Annotated in this window: 30 protein-coding genes; 2 read left to right on the forward strand and 28 right to left on the reverse strand. The window is 64.1% G+C overall.

What is annotated here, in order from left to right:
• Positions 1 to 4: 4 nt before the first annotated feature.
• Genes ccmE through ccmA form a run of 5 tightly spaced genes read right to left on the reverse strand, consistent with a single transcriptional unit; the run spans position 5 to position 2,696 of the window.
• On the reverse strand, positions 5 to 451 hold the full coding sequence (ccmE, locus tag THL1_RS19420) for a cytochrome c maturation protein CcmE (protein ID WP_069084756.1): 447 nt from the start codon (positions 449 to 451) through the stop codon (positions 5 to 7).
• Positions 448 to 624 (reverse strand): heme exporter protein CcmD, encoded by a 177-nt coding sequence (ccmD, locus tag THL1_RS19425; RefSeq protein ID WP_069084757.1) that lies wholly within the window; start codon positions 622 to 624, stop codon positions 448 to 450. Before ccmD ends, ccmE begins: the two co-directional genes overlap by 4 nt.
• Complete coding sequence (locus tag THL1_RS19430) at positions 624 to 1,379, reverse strand: heme ABC transporter permease (protein WP_177343862.1); 756 nt, start codon at positions 1,377 to 1,379, stop codon at positions 624 to 626. The genes ccmD and THL1_RS19430 overlap by 1 nt, the downstream gene beginning before the upstream one ends.
• A 13-nt stretch (positions 1,380 to 1,392) precedes the next feature.
• Complete coding sequence (ccmB, locus tag THL1_RS19435) at positions 1,393 to 2,064, reverse strand: heme exporter protein CcmB (protein WP_069084759.1); 672 nt, start codon at positions 2,062 to 2,064, stop codon at positions 1,393 to 1,395.
• The gene (gene ccmA / locus THL1_RS19440) at positions 2,061 to 2,696 is read right to left on the reverse strand and encodes a cytochrome c biogenesis heme-transporting ATPase CcmA (protein ID WP_069084760.1); all 636 of its coding nucleotides are present in this window, start codon (positions 2,694 to 2,696) and stop codon (positions 2,061 to 2,063) included. The genes ccmB and ccmA overlap by 4 nt, the downstream gene beginning before the upstream one ends.
• A gap of 151 nt (positions 2,697 to 2,847) precedes the next feature.
• On the opposite strand from ccmA, the gene THL1_RS19445 reads away from it, so the two are divergent.
• Both THL1_RS19445 and THL1_RS19450 read left to right on the forward strand, forming a co-directional pair.
• Positions 2,848 to 4,386, forward strand: a complete 1,539-nt coding sequence (locus THL1_RS19445) for a flagellar hook-length control protein FliK (RefSeq protein WP_069084761.1) — start codon at positions 2,848 to 2,850, stop codon at positions 4,384 to 4,386.
• Positions 4,387 to 4,507: 121 nt separating this feature from the next.
• Positions 4,508 to 4,837, forward strand: a complete 330-nt coding sequence (locus THL1_RS19450) for an EscU/YscU/HrcU family type III secretion system export apparatus switch protein (RefSeq protein ID WP_069084762.1) — start codon at positions 4,508 to 4,510, stop codon at positions 4,835 to 4,837.
• Here the strand turns inward: THL1_RS19450 and THL1_RS19455 are convergent.
• The 23 genes from THL1_RS19455 to fliL all read right to left on the reverse strand — a co-directional run bounded on the left by THL1_RS19455 (position 4,818) and on the right by fliL (position 25,337).
• Positions 4,818 to 5,255 carry a rhodanese-like domain-containing protein gene (locus THL1_RS19455; protein ID WP_069084763.1) on the reverse strand — a complete coding sequence of 146 codons (438 nt, stop codon included), beginning with the start codon at positions 5,253 to 5,255 and terminating at the stop codon, positions 4,818 to 4,820. The two genes, THL1_RS19450 and THL1_RS19455, sit on opposite strands and share 20 nt — an antisense overlap.
• 183 nt (positions 5,256 to 5,438) lie before the next feature.
• Complete coding sequence (locus tag THL1_RS19460; protein WP_145928344.1) at positions 5,439 to 5,849, reverse strand: DUF2802 domain-containing protein; 411 nt, start codon at positions 5,847 to 5,849, stop codon at positions 5,439 to 5,441.
• Position 5,850: 1 nt separating this feature from the next.
• Positions 5,851 to 6,330, reverse strand: coding sequence for a chemotaxis protein CheW (locus THL1_RS19465; protein WP_069084764.1), 480 nt, complete (start codon positions 6,328 to 6,330; stop codon positions 5,851 to 5,853).
• Positions 6,331 to 6,424: 94 nt separating this feature from the next.
• Positions 6,425 to 7,282, reverse strand: a complete 858-nt coding sequence (locus tag THL1_RS19470; protein WP_069084765.1) for a CheW domain-containing protein — start codon at positions 7,280 to 7,282, stop codon at positions 6,425 to 6,427.
• 87 nt (positions 7,283 to 7,369) lie between these two features.
• Positions 7,370 to 8,158 (reverse strand): ParA family protein, encoded by a 789-nt coding sequence (locus THL1_RS19475; protein ID WP_069084766.1) that lies wholly within the window; start codon positions 8,156 to 8,158, stop codon positions 7,370 to 7,372.
• A 50-nt stretch (positions 8,159 to 8,208) separates the two neighbouring features.
• Positions 8,209 to 9,096, reverse strand: coding sequence for a flagellar motor protein MotD (gene motD / locus THL1_RS19480; RefSeq protein WP_069084767.1), 888 nt, complete (start codon positions 9,094 to 9,096; stop codon positions 8,209 to 8,211).
• 10 nt (positions 9,097 to 9,106) lie between these two features.
• Positions 9,107 to 9,847, reverse strand: a complete 741-nt coding sequence (locus tag THL1_RS19485; protein WP_069084768.1) for a flagellar motor protein — start codon at positions 9,845 to 9,847, stop codon at positions 9,107 to 9,109.
• A gap of 16 nt (positions 9,848 to 9,863) precedes the next feature.
• Complete coding sequence (locus THL1_RS19490) at positions 9,864 to 10,952, reverse strand: protein-glutamate methylesterase/protein-glutamine glutaminase (RefSeq protein ID WP_069084769.1); 1,089 nt, start codon at positions 10,950 to 10,952, stop codon at positions 9,864 to 9,866.
• Between the two features lie 44 nt (positions 10,953 to 10,996).
• Positions 10,997 to 13,204 (reverse strand): chemotaxis protein CheA, encoded by a 2,208-nt coding sequence (locus THL1_RS19495; protein WP_069084770.1) that lies wholly within the window; start codon positions 13,202 to 13,204, stop codon positions 10,997 to 10,999.
• 23 nt (positions 13,205 to 13,227) lie between these two features.
• Positions 13,228 to 14,016, reverse strand: a complete 789-nt coding sequence (locus THL1_RS19500) for a protein phosphatase CheZ (RefSeq protein ID WP_069084771.1) — start codon at positions 14,014 to 14,016, stop codon at positions 13,228 to 13,230.
• A 19-nt stretch (positions 14,017 to 14,035) separates the two neighbouring features.
• Entirely contained in the window at positions 14,036 to 14,410 is a 375-nt protein-coding gene (locus tag THL1_RS19505; protein WP_003083073.1) for a chemotaxis response regulator CheY, read from the reverse strand.
• Positions 14,411 to 14,492: 82 nt separating this feature from the next.
• The gene (gene fliA / locus THL1_RS19510) at positions 14,493 to 15,239 is read right to left on the reverse strand and encodes an RNA polymerase sigma factor FliA (protein ID WP_069084772.1); all 747 of its coding nucleotides are present in this window, start codon (positions 15,237 to 15,239) and stop codon (positions 14,493 to 14,495) included.
• On the reverse strand, positions 15,236 to 16,069 hold the full coding sequence (gene fleN, locus THL1_RS19515; RefSeq protein WP_069084773.1) for a flagellar synthesis regulator FleN: 834 nt from the start codon (positions 16,067 to 16,069) through the stop codon (positions 15,236 to 15,238). Before fleN ends, fliA begins: the two co-directional genes overlap by 4 nt.
• Before the next feature lie 67 nt (positions 16,070 to 16,136).
• Positions 16,137 to 17,474 carry a flagellar biosynthesis protein FlhF gene (gene flhF, locus THL1_RS19520; RefSeq protein ID WP_069084774.1) on the reverse strand — a complete coding sequence of 446 codons (1,338 nt, stop codon included), beginning with the start codon at positions 17,472 to 17,474 and terminating at the stop codon, positions 16,137 to 16,139.
• Between the two features lie 15 nt (positions 17,475 to 17,489).
• Positions 17,490 to 19,613 (reverse strand): flagellar biosynthesis protein FlhA, encoded by a 2,124-nt coding sequence (flhA, locus tag THL1_RS19525; RefSeq protein ID WP_069084775.1) that lies wholly within the window; start codon positions 19,611 to 19,613, stop codon positions 17,490 to 17,492.
• A 270-nt stretch (positions 19,614 to 19,883) separates the two neighbouring features.
• Positions 19,884 to 21,020, reverse strand: coding sequence for a flagellar biosynthesis protein FlhB (flhB, locus tag THL1_RS19530; RefSeq protein WP_069084776.1), 1,137 nt, complete (start codon positions 21,018 to 21,020; stop codon positions 19,884 to 19,886).
• A 44-nt stretch (positions 21,021 to 21,064) separates the two neighbouring features.
• Entirely contained in the window at positions 21,065 to 21,841 is a 777-nt protein-coding gene (gene fliR, locus THL1_RS19535; RefSeq protein WP_069084777.1) for a flagellar biosynthetic protein FliR, read from the reverse strand.
• A 2-nt stretch (positions 21,842 to 21,843) separates the two neighbouring features.
• On the reverse strand, positions 21,844 to 22,113 hold the full coding sequence (fliQ, locus tag THL1_RS19540) for a flagellar biosynthesis protein FliQ (protein WP_069084778.1): 270 nt from the start codon (positions 22,111 to 22,113) through the stop codon (positions 21,844 to 21,846).
• 13 nt (positions 22,114 to 22,126) lie between these two features.
• The gene (gene fliP, locus THL1_RS19545; RefSeq protein WP_069084779.1) at positions 22,127 to 22,882 is read right to left on the reverse strand and encodes a flagellar type III secretion system pore protein FliP; all 756 of its coding nucleotides are present in this window, start codon (positions 22,880 to 22,882) and stop codon (positions 22,127 to 22,129) included.
• Entirely contained in the window at positions 22,882 to 23,322 is a 441-nt protein-coding gene (fliO, locus tag THL1_RS19550) for a flagellar biosynthetic protein FliO (protein ID WP_069084780.1), read from the reverse strand. The genes fliP and fliO overlap by 1 nt, the downstream gene beginning before the upstream one ends.
• A gap of 4 nt (positions 23,323 to 23,326) precedes the next feature.
• Positions 23,327 to 23,788 (reverse strand): flagellar motor switch protein FliN, encoded by a 462-nt coding sequence (gene fliN / locus THL1_RS19555; RefSeq protein ID WP_069084781.1) that lies wholly within the window; start codon positions 23,786 to 23,788, stop codon positions 23,327 to 23,329.
• 42 nt (positions 23,789 to 23,830) lie between these two features.
• The gene (fliM, locus tag THL1_RS19560) at positions 23,831 to 24,802 is read right to left on the reverse strand and encodes a flagellar motor switch protein FliM (RefSeq protein WP_069084782.1); all 972 of its coding nucleotides are present in this window, start codon (positions 24,800 to 24,802) and stop codon (positions 23,831 to 23,833) included.
• A gap of 13 nt (positions 24,803 to 24,815) precedes the next feature.
• The gene (fliL, locus tag THL1_RS19565) at positions 24,816 to 25,337 is read right to left on the reverse strand and encodes a flagellar basal body-associated protein FliL (protein WP_069084783.1); all 522 of its coding nucleotides are present in this window, start codon (positions 25,335 to 25,337) and stop codon (positions 24,816 to 24,818) included.
• Positions 25,338 to 25,356: the final 19 nt, after the last annotated feature.

Consider the following 25,356-nt stretch of genomic DNA (forward strand, 5'->3'; position numbering starts at 1 on the left):
CAGATCAACCCTCTTTCCTGGGTAGCTGGCCGCTTTCCTTGAGGGCCTTGGTTACTTCGGGCGGCATGTAGTTCTCGTCGTGCTTGGCGAGTACCTCGTCGGCCACCAGCACACCGTCGGCATTCAGTTTGCCGAGGGCGACAATGCCCTGCCCTTCACGGAACAGGTCGGGCAGGATGCCGTGATAGCGGATGGTCACGCTCTTGGCGAAGTCAGTGACCACGAACTGCACGTCGAGGGAATCACCGGAGCGCTGCACCGAGCCCTTTTCCACCATCCCGCCGGCACGGATGCGCGTGTCCTGCGGGGCCTCGCCATTGGCGATCTGGGTCGGGGTGTAGAACAGGTTGATGTTCTGTTGCAGCGCAGACAGCGCCAGCGCCACGGCGATACCCACCCCCGCCAGGATGGCGATGATGATGTACAGACGCTTCTTGCGAACCGGATTCACTTCGACTCCTCCCGGCGCAAACGGCGCGCCTCGTCGTGCAGATAACGCCGCCGTGCGATCAGTGGCATGGCGACGTTGATGGCCAGTACCCCGAGGCTGATGCCGTACGCGGTCCAGACATACAGGCCATGGTCACCCATGGCGAGAAACTCGGTGAAGGAAGAAAAACTCATCAGACCTTACCCACTTGTGCCTGAATCTCGGCCTTGGCCCAGCTGCTGCGTGCTTCGCGCCTCAGCACTTCCAGGCGCATGCGCATCAGCACCACGGTGGTGAAGAAGCAATAGAAGCCGACCACCATGATCAACAGCGGCACCCACATCTCCGGGGGCATGGCCGGCTTCTCGGTGATCTTGAACGTGGCCGGCTGGTGCAGGGTGTTCCACCACTCCACCGAGTACTTGATGATCGGAATGTTGATCACGCCGACGATGGCCAGTACTGCGCACGCCTTGGCGGCGCTGTCACGATTGCTGATCGCCTGGCCGAGGGCAATGACACCGAAGTACAGGAAAAGGAGGATGAGCATCGACGTCAGTCGGGCATCCCACACCCACCAGGCGCCCCAGGTCGGCTTGCCCCAGATCGCGCCAGTGAGCAGGGCCACGAAGGTCATCCAGGCGCCGATGGGTGCGGCGGCCTGCAAGGCGACGTCGGCGATCTTCATCTTCCAGACCAGCCCGACCACGCCGCACACGGCCAGCGTGATGTAGCAGGACTGGGCGAGGAAGGCCGCCGGTACATGGATATAGATGATGCGGAAGCTGTTGCCCTGCTGGTAGTCCGGCGGCGCAAACACCAGGCCCCAGACCAGGCCAACGGTGATCAGGATCAGTGCGCCCCAGGCGAACCAGGGCAGCCAGCGGCCGCTGATCTCGTAGAACCACTTCGGTGAGCCGAGTTTGTGAAACCAAGTCCAGTTCATCAGGCAACTCTATTCTTTATTCGCCGACGCTGATGGTCAGGCCGGCGGCTATGGCAAAGGGTGTCAGGGTCACCGCCAGGGCGGTGAGGCTGGCCAGCCACAACAGGTGGCCGACAGCCGGCAGTCCTTGCAGGGCCGCTTGCAACGCTCCGCTGCCGAGGATCAGCACCGGGATATACAGCGGCAGGATCAGCAGCGCCAGGAGCAGGCCACCGCGCTTGAGCCCCACGGTCAGGGCGGCGCCCACCGCACCCAGCAGGCTCAGCACCGGGGTGCCGAGCAGCAACGAGAGCAGCAGCACCGGCAGGCAACGTGCCGGCAGGCCAAGCATCAGGGCCAGCAGCGGCGCCAGCAGCACCAGGGCCAATCCGGAAAAAAGCCAGTGTGCCAGCACCTTGGCCAGGACCAGAAGCGGCAGGGGGTGCGGCGAAACGACCCACTGTTCCAGCGAGCCATCTTCGAAATCACTGCGGAAAAGCCCGTCCAGCGAGAGCAGGACCGCCAGCAGGGCCGCCACCCAGACCAGGCCAGGGGAAAGGCTTTGCAACAATTGGGTCTCGGGGCCGACTGCCAGCGGAAACAATGCGACCACTATGGCGAAGAACACCAGGGGATTGGCCAATTCCGCCGGACGGCGTACCAACAGGCGGGCTTCACGGGCGACCAGCAAGGTAAAGACATTACTCATGCGCGGCGCTGCCCCAGGTCAAGTTCGCGGTAGCCGGAAGGCACGGTGCCCATACTGTGGTGGGTGGTGAAGACCACCAGGCCGCCCTGCTCGCAATGCCGCGCCAGGTGCGCTTCGAGTTGGGCGACGCCCTGTTTGTCGAGAGCGGTGAAGGGTTCGTCGAGGATCCAGAGCGGCGGCGCGTCGAGGTATAGCCGTGCCAGGGCGACGCGGCGCTGCTGGCCAGCCGACAGGGTGTGACAGGGCACATCCTCGAATCCACGCAAGCCCACGGCCTCCAGGGCTTCCCAGATCGCCTCGCGACCGGCGGGCTGATGCAGGGCACAGAGCCAGCGCAGGTTTTCCTCGGCGGTCAGCAGGCCCTTGATGCCAGCGGCATGGCCGATCCACAGCAGGTTGCGCGCCAGCTCGCTGCGCTGGCTGGCCAGTGGCTTGCCGTTCAGGCGCACTTCCCCGGCGGTGGGTTGCATCAAGCCGCAGAGCAGGCGCAGCAGGCTGGTCTTGCCGCTGCCGTTGGGGCCGGCGACCTGGAGCATCTCGCCACGGGCAAGCTGCAGGTCCAGCCGCTCGAACAGCAGACGCCAGTCCCGCTCGCAGGCGAGGGCCACGGTCTCGAGATAGGGACTGGTCACGGCATGGGTACCCGGGAAGCATTCAAGTCAGGGAGGTGCCGGCCGCTATACTGGAGAACTCCAAAGCTCGCGGTCGGCCCGGACGGGGCGGCATTATACATGCCATACCGCACCCCCGAAGTGAGCTTTTTCGACAGGTTGTAACCCCTCGATGACCGAAATCAGCGGCACGCGCCCTCTTCCCCCCAGCCAGCCCACTGTCCGTCCCGCGCAGAACGCCGTGGACATGGCGCTCAAGCTGTTGCAGCCCCTGGACGGCCTGCTGGCGGCAGGGGAAAGTGCCGACGCCGAAGTCATCGCCCTGAAAGAGACGGCACAGAGCTTCCAGTTGCTGCTGAAACTCACGCTGGGCAATGGCAGCCAGACCACGCTGGAGGCCAGCAGCCCGCGCCCCCTGGTGCAGGGCACCCTGCTCAACGTCACGGCCCTGTCGGACAACCGCCTGGCGATGGCCCTGAAAGGCGGCACGCGCGCCCTCGGCAGCCTCGATCTCGACCTCCTGCCCATCGGCACCCTGGTCCAGGGCAAGGTGGTCGCCAGCGAGCTGGCCACCCAAGGCAAGGTCCAGGCGGCGGTCTACAAGGTGCTGGTCAACCTCCTCAATACCCCGCTCGCCGGGAACCAGCTGAGCATTGAAAGCCCGCGTCCGCTGCCCATCGGCAGCCTGCTCAGCGCCCAGGTCCAGGGCAGCCAGATGCTGCAGTTCCTGCCTCTGGCCGCACAGCTGGACCAGCTCGAACTCACCCAGCAACTGGCTGGCCAGCAGAGCCGCCAGGGCTCGCTCGATGCGCTGATCGGCGCAATGCAGAGCGCCGGACGGGACAACCTGCCGGAGAACCTGCACGCCGCCATGGACAGGCTGCTGGGCGCCCTGCCCGACATCCGCCAACTGGGTGACCCCAAGATGCTGGCGCAGGCCCTGGAGAACAGCGGTGCCCTGTTGGAGTCGCGACTGCTGGCCGGCCAGACCGGCGCCCTGCCCCAGGATTTCAAGGCCAACCTGTTGCGCCTGGTCGCCCAACTGCTGCCGGCCCTGCCAACGCCCACCAGCTTGCCAACCACTGGTACCAGCAACGCCATGGCCCAGGCGCTGCCAGCCTTCATCCGCAACGCGCTGGGCGCCCTTGGCCAGGCCAACGCCCGCCAGCAGGCCCTGAGCTTCCCCCTGCCCTCGCGCCTGGCCCAGGCGGCCGAGGACGAAGGCGACCTGGAAACCCTGCTGAAACTCGCCGCCGCCGCCGTATCCCGGCTCCAGACCCATCAGCTCTCCAGCCTCGCCCAGACCCAGATGACGCCCGACGGCAACCTGCTCACCACCTGGCAGCTGGAAGTGCCCATGCGCAATCAGCAGGACATCGTCCCGCTGCAGATCAAGTTGCAGCAGGAGCAGGAAGGACGACAGGAAAAGAACGAGCGTAAGGAGAGCCTCTGGCGCATCGAACTGGCCTTCGACCTGGAACCGCTTGGGCCATTGCAGGTCCAGGCGCAACTGGCGCAGGGCAGCCTGTCCAGCCAGCTGTGGGCGGAGCGCGCCGACACGGCCGGATTGATAGACCGCGAACTGCCGAACCTGCGTGAGCGCCTTCAGGCAGCGGGTCTCACCGTCGGCGAGCTGGCGTGCATCCAGGGTCAGCCGCCACGCGGCCACCGCACCACACTCGAACAGCGCTGGGTGGACGATACCGCATGATTCCAACTCCCTTGCATGCGTTCAGCTTTGTCGGCTGCGCTCCCAGCTCCTCACCGTACTATTCGTACTGCCTCGTCGCTGCTCGCTTGCCTTCGCGCTGCACATTTGCAAGGAAGCCGGAATGAACAAAAAACCGCGCCAGGCCATCGCCCTCTCCTACGACGGAGTCAGCGCCCCCAACCTCACTGCCAAGGGCGACGACGAGCTGGCCGAAGCCATCCTCGCCATTGCTCGCGAGTACGAAGTACCGATCTACGAGAACGCCGACCTGGTGCGCCTGCTGGCCCGTCTGGAACTGGGCGACGCCATCCCCGAGCCACTCTACCGCGCCATCGCCGAGATCATCGCCTTTGCCTGGCACCTGAAAGGCAAATGCCCGGCAGGCTTCGACCCCGGTGCCGAGCGCGAGATCGCACCGGCCCTACCATTGCTCAGCGGACCGGGCGATTGAACACCACACGTTCGCCCTCCAGCCCCTTGCCTTGGGGGAAGTCCTGCAGCTGCCAGGCGAAATACCCTTCACGGAAGTAGAACACCTGCCGGTAGCCCCAGCTCACCGCCATCCTCACCGCCTCCGCGCCATGAGGGCAGACTTCGCTGTCGCAGTAGATCACCAGCGGAATCTGGCGCGGCCATTGCGGTTGCTCCAGGTCGCTGAAGCGGTCGAGCAGGTCGAGATGCAGGGCGCCATGGATATGGCCCCAGGTCCATTCGCGGGTGGGTCGCACATCGATGAATATCGCCCCGCGTTCATACAGGTAACGCGCCTGCAATACGTTGACCGTCATTGCGCCCTTCACTTCCATGGGGGCTTCCTGGGCGTGCAGAAGCGGCACCAGGCAGAAGAACAGCAGTGGAAGTAGACGCATCGCCGGACCTCCCCGGAGAGAAGCCCCGGAATTTCAGCTTAGGTCAGGCGCACACCTGAGAATTGGAACAATTGGAATGGGGCGGGGATGGGTTAAGAACAGCGGGTACTAAAACGGTTTGCAGGACTCAAGGTGGGCACTGCGCTCCACCTCTCCCACGGAATCAGGGAACAGGAACGAGCGTCAGCCGCGATCCTTCTGGGCCTGGTGCAGCTTGCTCACTAGCTCGGCCTCGGCCTTGGTCAGGCCGCAGGACTGGGTCAGGTCGTCGACACTGGCACCCAGCCCTACCAGACGCGCGGCCTGGCTGAAGGAAACGCTGTTGGGGTCGCGCTGTTCGATCTGGTTCAGCTTGTCTGGCAGCGGCGCTACTACGCGGCGCAGCTCGTGGAGCTCTTCGCCCATGCGCACGCTGCCAGCCAGGTAGGTATCCAGGCGTTTGCCCAGCTCCTTGAGCTTCTGGTCGCGCACCGCATCGCGTGTAGCCTGGGCCTCCACTTCCTGGCGCAAGCGCTTGGCGAGCCAGTAGCAGGCGCCCCCCAGGCCGATGCAGGCCAGGGCAAGCGCTGCCGCGAGCAGTGCGATGCCGATCAACTCAGATGCACTCCAGCTCCGACCACTCTTCCTCGCTCATCATCTTGTCCAGCTCGACGAGGATCAGCAGTTCGCCGTTCTTGTTGCAGACGCCCTGGATGAACTTGGCGGATTCTTCGTTACCGACGTTGGGCGCGGTCTCGATCTCGGATTGGCGCAGGTAAACCACCTCGGCCACGCTGTCGACCAGGATACCGACCACTTGCTTGTCGGCCTCGATGATCACGATGCGGGTGTTGTCGGTCACCGGCGCCGGGCCGAGACCGAAACGCTGGCGGGTGTCGATCACGGTGACCACGTTGCCGCGCAGGTTGATGATGCCCAGCACATAGCTCGGCGCCCCCGGCACCGGCGCGATCTCGGTGTAGCGCAGGACTTCCTGCACTTGCATCACATTGATGCCGTAGGTTTCGTTGTCCAGGCGGAAAGTCACCCATTGCAGGATGGGATCTTCGGCACCTTGAGCGGACGATTTCTTCATGTTCCCTAGCCTCTCTTGAGCCACCCGGGGCGGCATTCGCGGGTAAACCCGCTGTCATATTCACAGGGTCCCGCAGGCTGCGGGACCTCTCCCCTCAATTCAGCGACATGCGCTTGATGGCGCCGCTGGCGATCAGTTCGGCCAGTGCCGAGACATCCAGCAGCGCGCACATATGTTCGATGACAGTACCGGCCAACCAAGGCCGCTGGCTACGCTGGCTGCGCCACTTGATCTCGTTCGGGTCCAGGCGGATGGAACGGCTGACCTGGTGCACCGCCAGCCCCCACTCGTAACCTTGAACCGAAATCACGTACTGCAGGCCTTCGCGGAAGTCATCGCGGTAGCGCTCGGGCATCACCCAGCGCGCGGTGTCCAGCACCTTCAGGTTGCCAGCCTGACACGGCAGTATGCCGAGGAACCAGTCGGGCTGTCCGAACAAGGGTGTCAGTTCCTGCCCGGCCAATGGGTAGATGGAGCCCAGCGACACCAGCGGCACCGCCAGGGTCAGGCCCGCGACATCGAACAGCAGGCACTCGAAGGGCTCTTCGCCCCAGGCTGGCCGCCCCTCGGCGATCAGCGCGGGAATATCGGATTGGTGGGTGCCAGGAACGCTGAGCTCCACCAGTGGCTCGACCCGCATCAGCACGGGCTCGGCTGCAGGCTCGACCGGTGCCAGGAACTCGGGCTCCAACACCAGCAGCGGCTCTACCTCGAACGCCGGCTCGACCGCTGCCAGGACGGGCGTAGCCAGCGGCTCGGGCACCTGCACCGACACCTCGGCCAGCACGTGGGTCAGGCGCGCATCGCGGACCTGCTCTTCCAGCACCGCGGCTTCGAACTCTTCCCGGCTAATGCTTTCGGCCAGCTCGACCGACGCCTCATGCAGCAGCGCATCCAGGTACGACTGCAGGGCCAGTTGCGGGCGGGTAGCGGTGGCGAGGGGACGACTCATGTTGGGAACCCAAGGGATTGATCTGTAGAGCCTATCGGCAGACGACGCCTTTCACTTGAGCCCCTGCGGTCGGCAACGCAACGCATTTCAGGCCACCTGGGCAGCCAACTGCCGGCTGAGCAAATGCTTGAGCAGGGCCCGGTAGGCGATCACACCACGGCTGTTGGAATCGTACTGCGACGGCGTGACACCCGCGCGGCTGGCGTCGCGCAGGCGAGTGTCCACCGGGATGTAGGCCTGCCAGAGGTGATCCGGGTAGTTGTTGCGCAACACTTTCAGGGTATTGAGCGAGGCCTGGGTCCGCCGGTCGAACAGGGTCGGCACGATGGTGTAGGGCAGCGCCTGCTTGCGAGAACGGTTGACCATGCTCAGCGTGCTGACCATGCGCTCCAGGCCCTTCACCGCGAGGAACTCGGTCTGCACCGGGATGACCAGTTGCTGGCTGGCCGCCAGGGCGTTGACCATGAGTACGCCGAGCAAGGGCGGGCTATCGATGATGGCATGATCGAACTGCTGCCAGAGCTGGGCCAGGCTTTTGGCGATCACCAGGCCGAGACCGTTCTGCCCCGGCGACTGGCGCTCCAGGGTCGCCAGTGCGGTGCTGGACGGCAGCAGCGAGATGCGCTCATGGCTGGTCTGCAGCAGCAGCTCGCGCGGCAGGCCGTCTGGCACGCTGCCCTGGTTCAGGAACAGGTCGAAGCAGCTGTGCTCCAGGGTGTCCGGGTCGTGCCCGAAGTAACTGGTCATCGACCCGTGGGGGTCGAGGTCGACCACCACCACGCGCTTGCCGGCATCGGCCAGCAGGCCCGCGAGGGCGATGGATGTGGTGGTCTTGCCGACTCCACCTTTTTGGTTGGCTACTGCCCAGACTCTCATCTTCGTTCATCCTCCCGGCTGCGCGGTTGCACCGAGACTCTTCACCTACCCTACGGGGCAGGCGACAGGGAATTGACGGCACCCGTTCCGGGGGCCTGTGCTGGCGCTGGTGGTGCAGGTTGCGTGCCAGCCTTCTGCAAGGCGGCATCCGGCTTGGCATTGGCACTGCCAACGCCGCTGACGCTACGACGTACATCTAGGTTTCGGGAAACCACCAGCACCACGCGGCGGTTACGCGCGCGGCCTTCCGCGGTGGCGTTATCCGCTACCGGCTGAAACTCACCATAGCCCACGGCTGCCATGCGGCCTGGCGACACTCCGCCCATGGCCAGCATGCGCACGATGCTGGCCGCCCTCGCCGAAGACAGCTCCCAATTGGACGGAAACCGCGAGGTGGCGATGGGCAGGTTGTCGGTAAAGCCTTCGACGTGAACCGGGTTGCCGTAGGGTGCCAGAATCCTGGCAATCCTCTCGATCAGGTCAAAGGCAACATCGTTGGGAATGGCGTCGCCACTGGGGAACAGCAGGCTGGAGTTCATCTCGATCTCCACCCAGAGTTCGTTGCCGCTCACATTCAATTGATCGGCGTTGATCAGATCGCCAAAGGCATCGCGAACGTTCTGGGCGATCTGCTGCAACGGGTCGGCGCCCGAATCGTCGAGGGACGTCTGCGTGCGCTCGCTTTCCTCCGCCATGGAACGATCCGGCTCGGCAGTACGCGGTTTCTCTTCGCCCACCGGGATCGGCTTGATCGAACGATCAGGCTGGTTGAACACGCCCACCAGGGTGTCCGAAAGGATCTTGTACTTGCCTTCGTTGATCGAGGAGATGGAGTACATCACCACAAAGAAGGCGAACAGCAAGGTGATGAAGTCCGCGTAGGACACCAGCCAGCGCTCATGATTCTCGTGTTCTTCCTGATGCCGCCTGCGTGCCATGCCCAACTCCTCAATCCATGAAGCCTTGCAGCTTGAGTTCAATGGAGCGGGGGTTCTCGCCTTCAGCGATGGAGAGGACGCCCTCCAGGAGCATTTCGCGGTAGCGCGACTGACGCATGGCAATGGACTTCAGCTTGTTGCCGATCGGCAGCAGCAGCAGGTTGGCGAAGCCGACGCCGTAGATGGTGGCCACGAAAGCCACGGCAATGCCGCCACCCAACTGGCTCGGATCGGCCAGGTTGCCCATGACATGGATCAGCCCCATCACCGCGCCGATGATGCCGATGGTGGGCGCGTAGCCGCCCATGCTCTCGAACACCTTGGCCGCCTGCAGGTCGCGCCCTTCCTGGGTGAAGAGGTCGACTTCGAGGATGCTGCGGATGGATTCCGGCTCGGCGCCGTCCACCAGCAACTGCAGGCCTTTGCGCGCGAACGGATCGGGCTCGCTATCGGCCACCGGCTCCAGGCCCAGCAGGCCTTCCTTGCGGGCGGTCATGCTCCAGTTGACCACGCGGTCGATACCGCCGGCGAGGTCCACCAGGGGCGGGAAAAGAATCCAGCGAATGATGCCCAGCGCGCGCTTGAAGATGCTCATGGGCGTCTGCAGGAACGCAGCGCCCAGGGTTCCACCCAGGACGATGAGCGCCGCCGGCCCATTGAGCAGGGCCGCGGCGTGGCCGCCTTCGAGGTAATTGCCGCCGATGATGGCGACGAAGGCCAGGATTACCCCGATGAGGCTCAGTACATCCATTACCTGGGTTTCTCCATTACATGCACGCCTCGACCAGGTGCCGGCCGATATCGTCCAGGCCGTAGACGGCGTCGGCCAGGTTGGCCTTCACCACCGCCATGGGCATGCCGTAGATCACGCAACTGGCTTCGTCCTGGGCCCAGATCTGGCTACCGCCCTGCTTGAGCAGGCGCGCGCCTTCACGGCCATCCGCGCCCATGCCGGTCAGCACCACCGCCAGGACCTTGTCATTGTAGGCCTTGGCCGCGGAGCCAAAGGTGATGTCCACGCAAGGCTTGTAGTTCAAGCGTTCGTCACCGGGCAGGATGCGCACCACGCCGCGCGCGTCGACCATCATCTGCTTGCCGCCGGGAGCCAGCAGGGCCAGGCCGGGACGCAGCACGTCGCCATCCTCGGCTTCCTTGACGGAAATCCGGCACAGCTTGTCCAGGCGCTCGGCGAAGGCCTTGGTGAACGCTGCTGGCATGTGCTGGACCAGCACCAGCGGCGCCGGGAAGTTGGCCGGCAGTTGGGTGAGCACGCGTTGCAGGGCGACCGGCCCGCCGGTGGAGGTGCCGATGGCCACCAGCCGGTAGGCTTTACGCTTTGGGGCTGCGGACGCCGCCGGAGCCGCAGGGGCGGCGTGACTCGGTTGTGCCGCGGCATGGGCCGGGCGCACCGGAGCGCTGGAAGCCGGTGCCGGCGCGCTGAAGCTACTGTAGCGACGGTTACTGCGCGCGATGCTGTGCACCTTCTCGCACAGCAACTGCTTGACCTTCTCGGGCGTACGCGAGATGTCCTCGAAGTTCTTGGGCAGGAAATCCACCGCACCGGCATCCAGGGCGTCGAGGGTGACGCGGGCGCCTTCGTGGGTCAGCGAAGAGAACATCATGACCGGCGTCGGGCAGCGCTGCATGATGTGCCGCACCGCCGTGATGCCGTCCATCATCGGCATCTCGTAGTCCATGGTGATGACGTCGGGCTTGAGCGCCAGCGCCTGGTCAATGGCCTCCCGGCCATTGGTGGCGGTACCCACCACCTGGATATTGGGGTCGGACGAAAGGATTTCCGAGACACGGCGGCGGAAGAACCCGGAGTCATCCACCACCAGAACCTTGACTGCCATAAGAAAAAAGCTCCTAGCGGGCGGCCATTGCTGGCCGCCCCAGATCAGCCACGGCGCGCGTAATGCTTGAGCATGCTCGGCACGTCGAGGATCAGTGCGATACGGCCGTCACCGGTGATGGTGGCGCCGGACATGCCCGGCGTGCCCTGGAGCATCTTGCCCAGCGGCTTGATCACCACCTCTTCCTGCCCGACCAGTTGGTCGACCACGAAGCCGATGCGCTGGGTGCCCACGGAGAGAATCACCACGTGCCCCTCGCCCTGCTCTTCCACCGCCGCGTCGCGAACCAGCCAGCGCTTGAGGTAGAACAGCGGCAGGGCCTTGTCGCGGACGATCACCACTTCCTGGCCGTCCACCACGTTGGTGCGGGACAGGTCGAGGTGGAAGATCTCGTTGACGTTGACCAGCGGGAATGCGAACGCCTGGTCGCCCAGCATCACCATCAGGGTCGGCATGATCGCCAGGGTCAGCGGGACCTTGATGACGATCTTCGAGCCATGGCCCTTCTGCGAGAACACGTTCACCGTGCCGTTGAGCTGGGAAATCTTGGTCTTCACCACGTCCATGCCGACGCCGCGGCCGGACACGTCGGAAATCTCGGTCTTGGTCGAGAAGCCCGGGGCGAAGATCAGGTTGTAGCATTCCAGCTCAGTCAGGCGCTCGGCGGCATCCTTGTCCAGCAGGCCCTTCTCCACCGCCTTGGCACGCAGCACTGCTGCATCCATGCCCTTGCCGTCGTCGGTGATCATCAGAAGGATGTGGTCGCCTTCCTGCTCGGCGGACAGGACCACCCGGCCGGTACGCGGTTTGCCAGCGGCCTCGCGCTCCTCGGGGGACTCGATGCCGTGGTCGACGGCGTTGCGCACCAGGTGCACCAGCGGGTCGGCCAGGGCCTCGACCAGGTTCTTGTCCAGGTCGGTTTCCTCGCCCACCAGCTCGAGGTTGATTTCTTTCTTCAGGTTGCGCGCCAGGTCACGGACCAGGCGCGGGAAGCGGCCGAAGACCTTCTTGATCGGCTGCATCCGCGTCTTCATTACCGCAGTCTGCAGGTCGGCGGTGACCACGTCCAGGTTGGACACGGCCTTGGCCATCGATTCGTCGCCACTGTTGGCACCCAGGCGCACCAGGCGATTACGCACCAGCACCAGCTCGCCGACCATGTTCATGATCTCGTCCAGGCGCGCGGTATCCACCCGTACGGTGGTTTCCGCTTCGCTGGCCACGGCCGGGCCGGCGGCGCCGTTGCCAGTGGCAGGCGTCTGGCGTGGCGCGGGCTCAGCCTTGGCCAAAGGCTTGGGAGCCGGCGCAGCGGCCGGGCGGCTCGCCACCGCGGCAGTTGCGACAGCGGGTTCCTCGGCAGCACCGGAGAACTTGCCCGAGCCGTGCAGCTGGTCAAGGAGCGCTTCGAATTCGTCGTCGGTGATGTTTTCGCCAGCCGCTCCAGCGACCGCAGCGACCGGCGCGGCCGGAGCACTGGCAGCCACTTCCACGATGCCACCGAACTTGCCCTTGCCGTGCAGCTGGTCGAGCAGACCCTCGAACTCGTCGTCCGAGATATCGTCACCCGCACCCGCCGTGGCGACAGCCGCGGCTGCAGCCTGGGCGACTACAGGGGGTTGTGCTTCCGCAGCAGCGACAAACTTGCCCTTGCCGTGCAGTTGGTCCAGCAGCGCTTCGAACTCGTCGTCGGTGATTTCGTCGGCGGCCGCAGTGGACTCGGCCACCACACCGGCGTTATCGCCGAGGGCGTCCAGCAACTGTTCGAACTCACTGTCGGTGATGTCCGCGGATGCTGCGACTGGAGCAGGCGCTTCGACCATCGGAGCCGATGCAGCGGGAGCCACGGAAACGGGTTCAGCGCCATTCGGCTCGGCCAGCCGCGACAGCGCTGCGAGCAGCTCAGGTGTTGCGGGCGTCGGCTCGCTGCGCTCGCGCACCTCGCTGAACATCTCGTTGACCGCGTCCAGGGCCTGCAGCACCACGTCCATCAACTCGGCATCCACGCGGCGCTCGCCCTTGCGCAGAATGTCGAAGACGTTTTCGGCGATATGGCAGCATTCCACCAGGGTATTGAGCTGGAGGAAGCCAGCGCCGCCCTTCACGGTATGGAAACCACGGAATATCGCGTTGAGCAGGTCCATGTCGTCCGGGCGGCTTTCCAGCTCGACCAGCTGCTCGGACAGTTGCTCCAGAATCTCGCCGGCCTCTACCAGGAAGTCCTGGAGGATTTCTTCATCGGCGTCGAAGCTCATATGAGCGCTCCATAGGGTTTACCTTAAAATCCAAGGCTGGATAGCAGATCGTCGACGTCGTCCTGTCCGGACACTACGTCTTCACGTATATCGGCATGGATCTGCGGACCTTCACCCCTCGAAGGGTTTTTTTGTTGCTCCAGCTCGGCGAGCAGCGCGGCGTGGTCGTGCTCGATACCGGCGTAGCGATCCACCTGGCTGGCCATCATCACCAGCTTGACCAGGTTGCTTTCCACCTCGGTGACCAGTTGGGTCACGCGCTTGATCACCTGGCCGGTGAGGTCCTGGTAATCCTGGGCTAGCAGGATGTCGTTGAGCTTGCCGGACAGTGCGTCGGTATCGCGCTGGCTGCGGGCGAGGAACTGCTCGATACGGCGGGCCAGGTCACGGAAACCGTCCGCCCCGATTTCCCGGCGCATGAAGCGCCCCCACTCCTCGCCCAACTGCTGGGCGTCATCGCTCAGCCCATTGAGCAGCGGCGCGCTCTCCTCCACCAGGTCCATGGTGCGGTTAGCGGCCTTCTCGGTCATATGCACCACGTAGGACAAGCGATCCGTCGCATCGGCGATCTGCGACATTTCCTGGGCGTGGGGCAGGTGCGGGTCGATCTGGAAGTTGACGATGGCGTTGTGCAGCTCGCGGGTGAGCTTGCCCACTTCCTGGTACAGGCCGCGATCCCGGACGTGATTGAGTTCGTGGATGAGTTGCACGGCATCGGTGAAATTGCCTTTCTCCAGGCTTTCCACCAATTCCCGAGCACGGACTTTCAGGGTCGACTCGAAGTCGACCAGCAGGTGTTCGTTCTGGTCCATGGTGCCCTCGCGGCTGGCGTCAGCCGTTGACCCGCTCGAAGATCTTCTCGATTTTTTCTTTCAGCACCTGGGCAGTGAAAGGCTTGACCACATAACCGTTCACACCGGCCTGGGCCGCTTCGATGATCTGGTCGCGCTTGGCCTCGGCCGTCACCATCAGGACCGGCAGGTGCTTCAGGCGCTCGTCGGCACGCACGGCACGCAGCAGGTCGATACCGGTCATGCCGGGCATGTTCCAGTCGGTCACGAGGAAATCGAAGTTGCCGCTGTGCAGCATCGGCAGGGCCGTGGTGCCGTCATCGGCTTCGGCGGTATTGGTGAAACCCAAGTCGCGCAAGAGGTTCTTGATGATGCGTCTCATCGTCGAGAAATCATCAACGATGAGGATTTTCATGTTCTTGTCCAAGTCGACCTCCGTACAGTCTCAAACGCCCCTCTTGCCGGGTGCGCCATTCAATTCTGAAAGCGGTGTGCGTTCAGCGCGCGCGCCATTCGCCGAGCCGCGCGCGCAGACGGGCCGCGCACTGGCTATGCAACTGGCTGACCCGCGATTCGCTGACCCCCAGCACTTCACCGATTTCCTTCAAGTTCAGTTCTTCGTCGTAATACAGCGCCAGCACCAGGCGCTCACGCTCCGGCAGGTTCGCGATGGCATCGGCCAGCGCAGCCTGGAAGCGTTCTTCTTCCAGATCTTGGGAGGGTGAGAATTGGGTGACACCGGCGTCCTCGAGCGCACCGCCCTGCTCGCCGTCCTGTAACAGGTCGTCGAAGCTGAACAGGCGGCTGCCCAAGGTGTCGCTCAGGATGCCGTAGTAGTCTTCGAGACTCAATCCAAGTTCGGCAGCAACTTCCTGATCTTTAGCGTCGCGACCGGTTCTCGCTTCAATCGTGCGGATCGCGTCACTCACCATGCGGGTATTGCGGTGGACCGAACGCGGCGCCCAATCGCCCTTGCGGACCTCGTCGAGCATGGCCCCGCGAATGCGGATACCGGCATAGGTTTCAAAGCTGGCGCCCTTGCTGCCGTCGTACTTCTTCGAGGCTTCGAGCAAACCAATCATCCCGGACTGCATCAGGTCTTCCACCTGAACGCTGGCAGGCAGGCGCGCCAGCAGGTGATAAGCGATGCGCTTGACCAGGGGGGCATAGCGCTCGATCAGCTGATGTTGCGAATCCCTTGCCTGTGCCTTGCTGTACATACGCAGTCCAGTGGCAGGTGTCATACAGGCGTTTCCGCGCTCGACTGTCTGACCAGCCGCTCGACGAAGAACTCCAGGTGGCCCCGCGGATTGGCCGGCAGCGGCCAGCTGTCGACCTTCTGTGCGATGGCCTTGAAGGCCAGCGAGCACTTTGAGCGGGGGAAGGCTTCATAGACCGCGCGCTGCTTCTGCACGGCCTTGCGTACCGACTCGTCATAGGGGACGGCGCCGACATACTGCAGGGCGACATCGAGGAAACGGTCGGTAACCTTGGTCAGCTTGGCGAACAGGTTGCGCCCTTCCTGCGGGCTGTGGGCCATGTTGGCCAGGACGCGGAAGCGGTTCATGCCGTAGTCACGGTTCAGCAACTTGATCAGCGCGTAGGCGTCGGTGATGGAGGTCGGCTCGTCGCAGACGACCACTATCACTTCCTGCGCCGCACGGACGAAGCTGACCACCGAATCACCGATGCCGGCGGCGGTGTCGATCACCAGTACGTCGAGGTTGTCGCTGATATCGCTGAATGCCTGGATCAGGCCGGCGTGCTGCATGGGCGAAAGCTGCACCATGCTCTGGGTGCCGGAGGCGGCCGGGACGATGCGGATGCCCCCCGGCCCCTGCAACAGCACGTCGCGCAGGTCGCATTCGCCATTGATCACATCGGCCAGGGTGCGCTTGGCCGTGAGGCCGAGCAGGACGTCGACGTTGGCCAGACCGAGGTCGGCGTCCAACAACATGACGCGGCGACCGAGATCGGCCAGTGCCAGCGAAAGGTTCACCGACACGTTGGTCTTGCCGACGCCGCCCTTGCCGCCGGTCACCGCGATCACCTGTACGGGATGAATACTACCCATTTCAAATACCTTGCCTTAGGGGCCATTTGGCGGTACTGCACCGCCCCTTGGGGCGGCTCATGATTCTTCAACCGGCGCGACGCGCCGGATTCTGGTAGAGCCCGGCGAACAGATCGGCCATGGCTTCTTCACTTGGGTCTTCCGGCGCCTGGAGGCTAACCGCTCGGCTCACCAACTGGTGGCTGCGGGGAACCTGCAGATCATCCGGGATTCGGGGCCCGTCAGCCAGATAGGCTACCGGGAGATGCTGGCCGATAGCCAGCCCCAAAACCTCGCCCAGACTGGCCGCTTCGTCCGCCTTGGTAATGACGCAACCGGCCAAGCCACAACGCTTGTAGCTGTGATACGCGGCCTTGAGCACCTGGCTCTGGCTGGTGGCGGCCATCACCAGGTAATTCTTCGCGTTTATCGCACGGCTGGCCAGCGCTTCGAGCTGCATGGCCAGGGCCGGATCGTTGGCCGGCAGACCAGCGGTATCGATCAGCACCACACGCTTGCGGACCAGGGGCGCCAGGGCCTGGGTCAGAGACTGCCCCGGATCGACATGGGTCACCGGCACGTTGAGGATGCGGCCCAGGGTCTTGAGCTGCTCCTGGGCGCCGATACGGAAGCTGTCCATGCTCACCAGGGCGACGTTCTGGGCGCCGTACTTCAGCACGTAGCGCGCAGCCAGCTTGGCCAGGGTGGTGGTTTTGCCCATTCCGGCCGGGCCGACCAGGGCGATCACGCCGCCCTCCTCCAGCGGTTCGACCTGCGGCGTGCGAATGGCATGGGACAGATGCGCCAGCAGCATGCGCCAGGCCTGGCGGGGCTCATTGACCTTGGCCACCTTGTCCAGCAATGCGCGCCCCAGCTCGGCTGGCAGCCCCATGCGCTGCAGGCGGCGCCACAGGCTGGCCTGCTGGGGACGGCGGCTCTGCATCTGGCCCCAGGCGATGGAGCCCAGCTGCACTTCGATCAGTTCGCGCAGGCCACTCAGCTCGAAACGCATAGCGTCCAGGGCAGTCTGGTCCACGGCGGCGGGCTTCGGCGCACTGACCGGCTCCACCGGACGCGGGCGGCTCATGGCTGCGGCCAGGGCGAACTCGGGCAGCTCCGATTCGATAGCGGTCAGCGGCTCACCGGCGAACAATTGACGGTCCTTGCCGGCATCGGCCACGGCGCGGGTGGTCAGTTCGGCCTGAGCCTGGACGATGCGCGCCTGCGTCTTGCGCAACTCGGCTTCGAGGACCGGGTTGGGCTTGCTCGGCGCCGGGGCGGGCAACGGGTAATCCAGCGCGGCGGTCAGCTCGACGCCGCCGGCGACCCGACGATTACCGATGATGGCGGCATCCGCGCCCAGTTCATCACGCACCAACTTCATGGCTTGACGCATATCGGCGGCGAAGAAGCGTTTGACCTGCATGGTCTTTGACCTCGGTTAGTTCTGCCCCACAGTCGCAACTATGGTGACCTGCTTGTTGTCCGGTATTTCCTGGTAGGCCAGTACGTGCATGGTTGGCACGGCGAGCCTTGCGAAGCGCGACATCATCGCCCGGATCGGCCCAGCCACCAGCAGGATCGCCTGCTTGCCGAGCATTTCCTGGCGCTGCGCCGCTTCCACCAGGGAACGTTGCAGCTTCTCGGCCATTCCGGGTTCGAGGAGAACGCCATCTTCCGAACCCTGTCCGGCCTTCTGCAGGCTATTCAGCAATATCTGTTCCAACCTGGGTTCCAGGGTGATCACAGGCAGCTCCGGCTCTAGTCCCACAATGCTTTGCACGATTGCACGGGCCAGCGAGACACGCACCGCCGCCACCAGCGCGGCGGGATCTTGACTCTTGGGCGCCACATTGGCGATGGCCTCGGCGATGGTACGGATATCACGCACCGGCACCTGTTCCTGCAGCAACGCCTGGAGCACCTTGAGCAGGGTCGAGAGCGAAATCATGCCCGGCACCAGCTCTTCGGCCAGACGCGGCGAGCTCTTGGCCAGGTTCTGCATCAGTTGCTGGACTTCTTCGTGGCCCAGCAACTCGTGGGCATGCTTGTGCAGCACCTGGTTCAGGTGCGTGGCGACCACGGTACTGGCATCCACCACCGTGTAGCCGAGGGATTGCGCCTGGTCGCGCTGGCTGGCGTCGATCCACACCGCCTCCAGGCCGAATGCCGGATCCTTGGCGGCGACACCATTGAGGGTGCCGAACACCTGGCCGGGGTTGATTGCCAGTTCCCGATCCGGATAGACCTCGGCCTCGGCGACGCTGACGCCCATCAGGGTCAGGCGGTAGGCATTGGGCAACAGATCGAGGTTGTCGCGGATGTGCACCGACGGCATCAGGAAACCCATTTCCTGGGACAGCTTCTTGCGCACACCCTTGATCCGCGCCAGCAACTGGCCGCCCTGGTTGCGATCCACCAACGGAATCAGCCGGTAACCCACTTCCAGGCCCACCAGGTCCACCGGGGTTACGTCCTCCCAGCCCAGCTCCTTGGTTTCCTGGGCGCGCTGGGCGGGCAGCAGCTCCTGCTGGCGCTGCTCCTCCTGCACGGCCTCTTCCTTGACCTTCTTCTGCTTCTGCCAGATCCACCAGGCGCCACCGGCAGCCACCAGGCCAAGGCCGATGAAGGAGACGTGGGGCATGCCCGGCACCAGGCCCATGGCAATGAGGATGGCGGCAGATACCGCCAGCGCCTTGGGCGAAGCGAACATCTGCCGATTGACCTGCTGGCCCATGTCCTCGGAGGAGGACACGCGAGTGACCATGATGGCTGCCGCCGTGGACAGCAGCAGCGAAGGAATCTGCGCCACCAGGCCGTCGCCGATGGTCAGCAGGGAGTAGATGCGGCCGGCGTCGCTGAAGCTCAGGCCGTGCTGCAGCATGCCGATGGCCATGCCGCCGATCAGGTTGATGAAGAGAATCAGCAGGCCGGCGATGGCATCACCGCGGACGAACTTGCTGGCACCGTCCATGGAGCCGTAGAAGTCGGCCTCCTGGGAAACTTCGGAGCGACGCTTCTTGGCCTCGGCCTGGTCGATCAGGCCGGCATTGAGGTCGGCGTCGATCGCCATCTGTTTGCCGGGCATGGCATCCAGGGTGAAGCGTGCGCTCACTTCGGAGATACGCCCGGCACCCTTGGTGACCACCACGAAGTTGATGATCATGAGGATCGCGAAGACCACCGCACCGACCACGTAGTTGCCGCCCACGACCACGTCGCCGAAGGCCTGGATCACCTTGCCCGCGGCATCGTGGCCGTCCTGGCCGTGAAGCAGCACCACGCGGGTGGACGCGACGTTCAGCGCCAGGCGCAACAGGGTCGCCACCAGCAGGATGGTGGGGAAGACGGCGAAGTCCAGCGGGCGCAAGGCGTACACGGACACCAGCAGGACGACGATGGACAGGGCGATGTTGAAGGTGAAGAAGACATCCAGCAGGAACGGCGGCACCGGCAGGGTCATCATGCCCAGCATCACCAGCACCAGCAGCGGCACCCCGAGGTTGCCACGGCCCATGCCCATCAGGTTGTTGCGGACATTGCCGATCAGTTGCGTACGATCCACTGCTACTCCCCCACCCCTTTCGCGAAGCATTGCCCCGCACATCCAATCTTTTGACGCGCTTGCGCGTCCTGATTCTCCTTGTGCAAGAAGCTTTCCAACTTCGTTAAGGGACTGATCGAAAAGGATTAGTTCGGGAAATGCCGTGTAGGGGCGAATTCATTCGCCAAGCAGACCGCAGGTCTGCCCAGAAGACTCAGAAAGGGGCAGCTTCGCCGCCCTTGGCGAATGAATTAGCCCCTACAGGAAAGGCAAGGCAGGGCTGTCAGGCCGTCACTCGTCGCGCCGCAAATCCGGTGGTATCGGCAGGTTATTCAGCGGCGCCGGGCGTTTGCCGCGGCCGGCGCGGAACTGCTTGAGCTGGTAGACGTACGCCAGCACCTGGGCCACGGCCAGGTAAAGGCCGGCGGGGATTTCCTGGTCCAGCTCGGTGGAGTAGTAGACCGCCCGCGCCAGCGCGGGGGACTCCAGCACGGTGACTTTGTTCTCCTGGGCGATCTCGCGGATCTTCAGCGCGGTGAAGTCATTACCCTTGGCCAGCAAAACGGGCGCACCGCCCTTTTCAGCGTCGTATTTCAACGCCACCGCGAAGTGGGTCGGGTTGGTGATGACCACATCGGCCTGGGGCACGGCAGACATCATGCGGCGCTCGGCCATTTCCCGCTGCAGGCGGCGGATGCGCGACTTGACCTCGGGCTTGCCCTCGGAGTCCTTGTACTCGTCGCGCACCTCCTGCTTGGTCATCATCAGCTTCTGCTTGTTGTCCCAAAGCTGGAACGGCACATCGACCGCCGCGATCAGGATCAGCCCGCAAGCGAGCCAGACCGCACTCCAGCCCACCACCTGGACGCTGTGGAGGATGGCCATGTCCAGCGGCTCATGGGCGATGGCCAGGAGGTCGTCACGGTCGGAATTGAGCACCGCCAGGGCCACCAGCAGGATCACCGCAAACTTGGCCAGCGCCTTGAGCAACTCGGCCAGGGCGTGCATGGAGAACATCCGCTTGAGTCCGGACAGCGGATTCATCCGGCTGAACTTGGGCATCAGGGCTTCGGTTGAAAAGAGCCAGCCACCCAGGGATATCGGCCCGGCGATGGACACCACCAGCAAGGTGATCAGCAGCGGCGTCACCGCATCCAGGGCCATCTTTCCCGAGGCCAGCAGCAGCAGGCCCATGCTGCGCTCGTCCATCAGCATCGCACGCGTCAGGTCGAAGTTGGAGCGCATCATGTTCATCAGCATGTCGGCCAGGCCGCCACCACTGGCCAGCAGGCCGCCGGCCCCCGCCAGCATCACAGCCAGGGTATTGAGCTCACGGGAACGGGCGATCTGGCCCTTCTCGCGGGCCTCCTGCAACCGTTTACTTGTGGGCTCTTCGCTCTTGTCCGCCCCGCTCTCACTTTCCGCCATGGAAAACTACCTGCGTTGCCAATACTGCGTTGAGAAAGGTTTGTTCATCGCGCCCTCGCCAACTCACGCAGAATCTGCAGGGCGTCGCTGGCCAGGACCTGGTACTGCGCGAGGATGTCGGCCATGCCGATCCAGACGATCACCAGGCCCAGCGCCAGGGTCAGCGGGAAACCGATGGAGAAGATGTTCAGCTGCGGCGCAGCGCGGGTCATTACGCCGAAGGCGAGGTTGACCACCAGCAGCGCGGTGATCGCCGGCAGCGACAGCAGCAGGCCGGCCCCCATCACCCAGCCCAGTTTGCCCGCCACTTCCCAGTGATGGTTGGTCAGCAATCCACCGCCCACCGGCAGGGTGACGAAGCTTTCGGCCAGTATCTCGAAGACCACCAGGTGTCCGTTCATGGAAAGGAACAGCAGGGTCACCAGCATCAGGTAGAACTGCCCGAGCACCGGCACCGAAACGCCGTTGGTGGGGTCGACCATGGAGGCGAAGCCCAGGCCCATCTGGATGGAGATGATCTGCCCGGCGATGACGAAGGCGTGGAAGAACAGTTGCAGCACGAAACCGAGCAAGGCACCGATCAGTATCTGCTCACCCACCAGCAGGATGTTGCGCAGGTTGATGGCATCGACCTGCGGCATCGGCGGCAGCGTCGGCACCAGGACGACGGCGATGGCCAGCGCCAGGTAGAGGCGAACCCTGGTCGGAACCAGTTGAGTACCGATGATCGGCATGGTCATCAATAACGCGGCAATGCGGAACAGCGGCAGCAGGAAACTGCCGACCCAGCCACCGATCTGCGCGTCGCTGAGCTCGAGCATCGTCAGCCGATCAGCAACGGGATGTTCTGATAGAGCGCCTGGATGTACTCCATCAGTTGGCGGGTGAGCCAGGGACCGGCCCAGATCAGGGTGAGCAGCATCACCAGCAGGCGCGGCAGGAAGCTGAGCGTCTGTTCGTTGATCTGGGTGGCGGCCTGGAACATGGCCACGATCAGCCCCACTACCAGGCTCGGCACCACCAGGATGCCGACGATCAGGCAGGTCAGCCAGAGTGCCTCACGGAACAGGTCGACAGCGACTTCCGGGGTCATCGCGAGGCTCCTCCTATACGCCGCCGAAGCTGCCGGCGAGGGTGCCGATGATCAGCGCCCAGCCATCCACCAGGACGAAGAGCATGATTTTGAACGGCAAGGAAATGATCAGCGGCGACAGCATCATCATGCCCATCGCCATCAGCACGCTGGCCACCACCAGGTCGATGACCAGGAAAGGAATGAAGATCATGAAGCCGATCTGGAAAGCCGTTTTCAGCTCGGACGTAACGAAGGCCGGGACCAGGATGGTCAGCGGTGCGGCGTCCGGGCTGGCGATGTCGGTACGCTTGGACAGGCGCATGAACAGCTCCAGGTCGCTGGCGCGGGTCTGCGCCAGCATGAAGTCCTTGATCGGCACCTCTGCCTTGGCCACCGCGTCCTGCGCCGACAGCTGCTCGTTGAGATAAGGCTGCAGGGCGTCACGGTTCACCCGGTCGAACACCGGCGCCATGATGAACATCGTCAGGAACAGCGCCAGGCCGACGAGGATCTGGTTCGACGGCGTCTGCTGCAGGCCCAACGCCTGGCGCAGGATGGAGAAGACAATGATGATCCGGGTGAAACTGGTCATCAGCATGACGAACGCCGGAATGAAGCTCAGCGCGGTCATGATCAGCAGGATCTGCAGGCTTACCGAGTACTCCTGCTGACCTTCGGGATTGGTGGAGAGCGTGATGGCCGGTATCGACAACGGATTGTCGGCCCCCAGGGCCAGGGGCGCGGCCAGCGCCAGCAGCAGTGCAATAAGAAGGCGGTGCAGGGGCATCAATGCTTGTCCTTGCCGAGCAGTTCCATCAGGCGTTGGGCGAATTCCGGGCTGGCGGCTTCGGCGTCGGCCAGGTGCACGGGCTCTTTCAGCACATGCAGCGGCGCGATACGTCCGGCGCTGATGCCCAGCAGGATCTGCTCACCCCCCACCTGCACCAGCACCAGCCGATCACGCGGGCCCAGCGCCTGGCTGGCCACTAGCTTGATCACCTGGCCGCCTCGCGGTCCGAGCTGTTGCACCCGGCGCAGCAGCCAGGCGAGCAGGAAGATGAGCCCCACCACCAGCAGCAGGCCGATGGCGAGCTGGCCGAGCTGCGCGGCCATGCCGCTGCCCGCCAGGGTCGCTGCGGCAGCCGGAGTAACGGGGGTTGCGGCGGGTTCGGCGGCGTAGCCGGCCAGGGGCAACAGGAGCAGCCCCGCGACAAGAAGACGACGCATGGACTCAGCGCAGCTTCTTGATACGTTCGCTCGGGCTGATCACATCAGTCAGCCGGATACCGAACTTCTCGTTGACCACCACCACCTCGCCATGGGCGATCAGGGTGCCGTTGACCAGCACGTCCAGCGGCTCGCCGGCCAGGCGGTCAAGCTCGATCACCGAGCCCTGGTTGAGCTGCAGCAGGTTGCGGATGGTGATGTCGGTATTGCCCACTTCCATCGAGATGGACACCGGGATATCCAGGATCACATCCAGGTTGGGACCGTCCAGGCTCACCGGGCCGCTGGCCTTGGGTACGCTGCCGAACTCTTCCATGGGCGCACGTGGCGAACTGGGGGCGGCGGAGCCCTGGTTCATCAGCGCATCGATATCGTCCTGGCTGGCATCACCGGCCTCGGCCAGGGCCGCAGCCCACTCATCGGCCAGGGCCTGTTCTTCTGGGGTAGTGTCCATTTCGTTTGCCATCGGTTGACCTCGGCTGGCTCTGGATTCGTGGATAACGCGCAATCAGCGCTGGCGTTCGATCGGCTCGAGGATTTGCAGGGACAGGTTGCCCTTGTGCGATCCCAATTTGGCCTTGAAGGCCGGCACGCCGTTGGCGCGCATGATCATGTGTTCGGGCATCTCCACCGGAATCACATCACCCGGCTGCATGTGCAAGATGTCCCGCAGTTTCAGCTGGCGACGAACCACGGTGGCGCCCACCGGCACGCTGACGTCGAGGATGTCCTCGCGCAGGGCCTTGATCCAGCGTTCGTCCTGGTCGTCGACGTCGGACTGGAAGCCGGCGTCGAGCATTTCGCGGATAGGCTCGATCATCGAATAGGGCATGGTGATGTGCAGGTCGCCACCGCCGCCGTCCAGTTCGATGTGGAAGGTGGACACCACCACCACTTCACTGGGGCTGACGATGTTGGCCAGCGCCGGGTTCACTTCCGAGTTGATGTACTCGAAGTTCACATCCATTACCGCATGCCAGGCTTCGGCCAGGTCGACGAAGGCCTGGTCCAGCACCATGCGCACCACGCGCAGTTCGGTCGGGGTGAACTCACGCCCTTCGATCTTGGCGTGACGCCCGTCGCCGCCGAAGAAGTTGTCCACCAGCTTGAACACCAGCTTGGCGTCGAGGATGAACAGCGAAGTACCGCGCAGCGGCTTCATCTTCACCAGGTTGAGGCTGGTGGGCACGTAGAGCGAGTGAACGTACTCGCCGAACTTCATCACCTGCACGCCACCCACCGCCACGTCGGCCGAGCGACGCAGCAGGTTGAACATGCTGATGCGGGTGTAGCGGGCGAATCGTTCGTTGATCATTTCCAGGGTCGGCATGCGCCCCCGGACGATGCGGTCCTGGCTGGTCAGGTCATAGCTCTTGACGCTGGAGGGGTCTGCATCGGTTTCGGTTTCTACCAGGCCGTCATCGACGCCGTGAAGCAGCGCGTCGATCTCGTCCTGGGACAGCAGGTCTTGAACAGCCATGGTCGTACCTTGCCTACTGCAATACGAAGTTGGTGAAGAGCACTTGCTCGACCGTCATCGCGCCGGTCTCCTGCTTGGCCAGCTCCTGCACGGTGGCGGTGGCCTGCTGACGCAGCATTTCCTTGCCCACCGGGGTGGCCAGGGTCTCGAAATTCTGGCCGGAGAACAGCATGACCAGCTTGTTGCGCAGCACCGGCATATGCACCTTGAGCGCGTCCATCTGGGCCTGGTCGCGCGCCATCAGCGCGACACTCACCTGCATGTAGCGCTGGCGGCCGTTCTGGTTGAAGTTGACCACAAAGGCTGGTGCCAGCTCTTGGTAGAGGGCGGGCTGTTTGGTCGGTGCAGAGGCGGCGGCTTCTTCCTTGGCGGGCTCGGCGGACTTATCGCCGCGACTGAGGAAAAACCAGGTCGCCCCCACAGACAAGCCGATCGCCAGCAACAACGCGACCACGCCCAGGATGATGAGCTTCAGCTTGCTCTTGCCGCCTGCCGCAGCGCCCGCTGCCGGGGCCTTCGCTTCTTTCTTCGCCATGCCAATAATCCGTCGCCGA

This window comes from Pseudomonas sp. TCU-HL1, assembly GCF_001708505.1.
Taxonomy (GTDB): domain Bacteria; phylum Pseudomonadota; class Gammaproteobacteria; order Pseudomonadales; family Pseudomonadaceae; genus Metapseudomonas.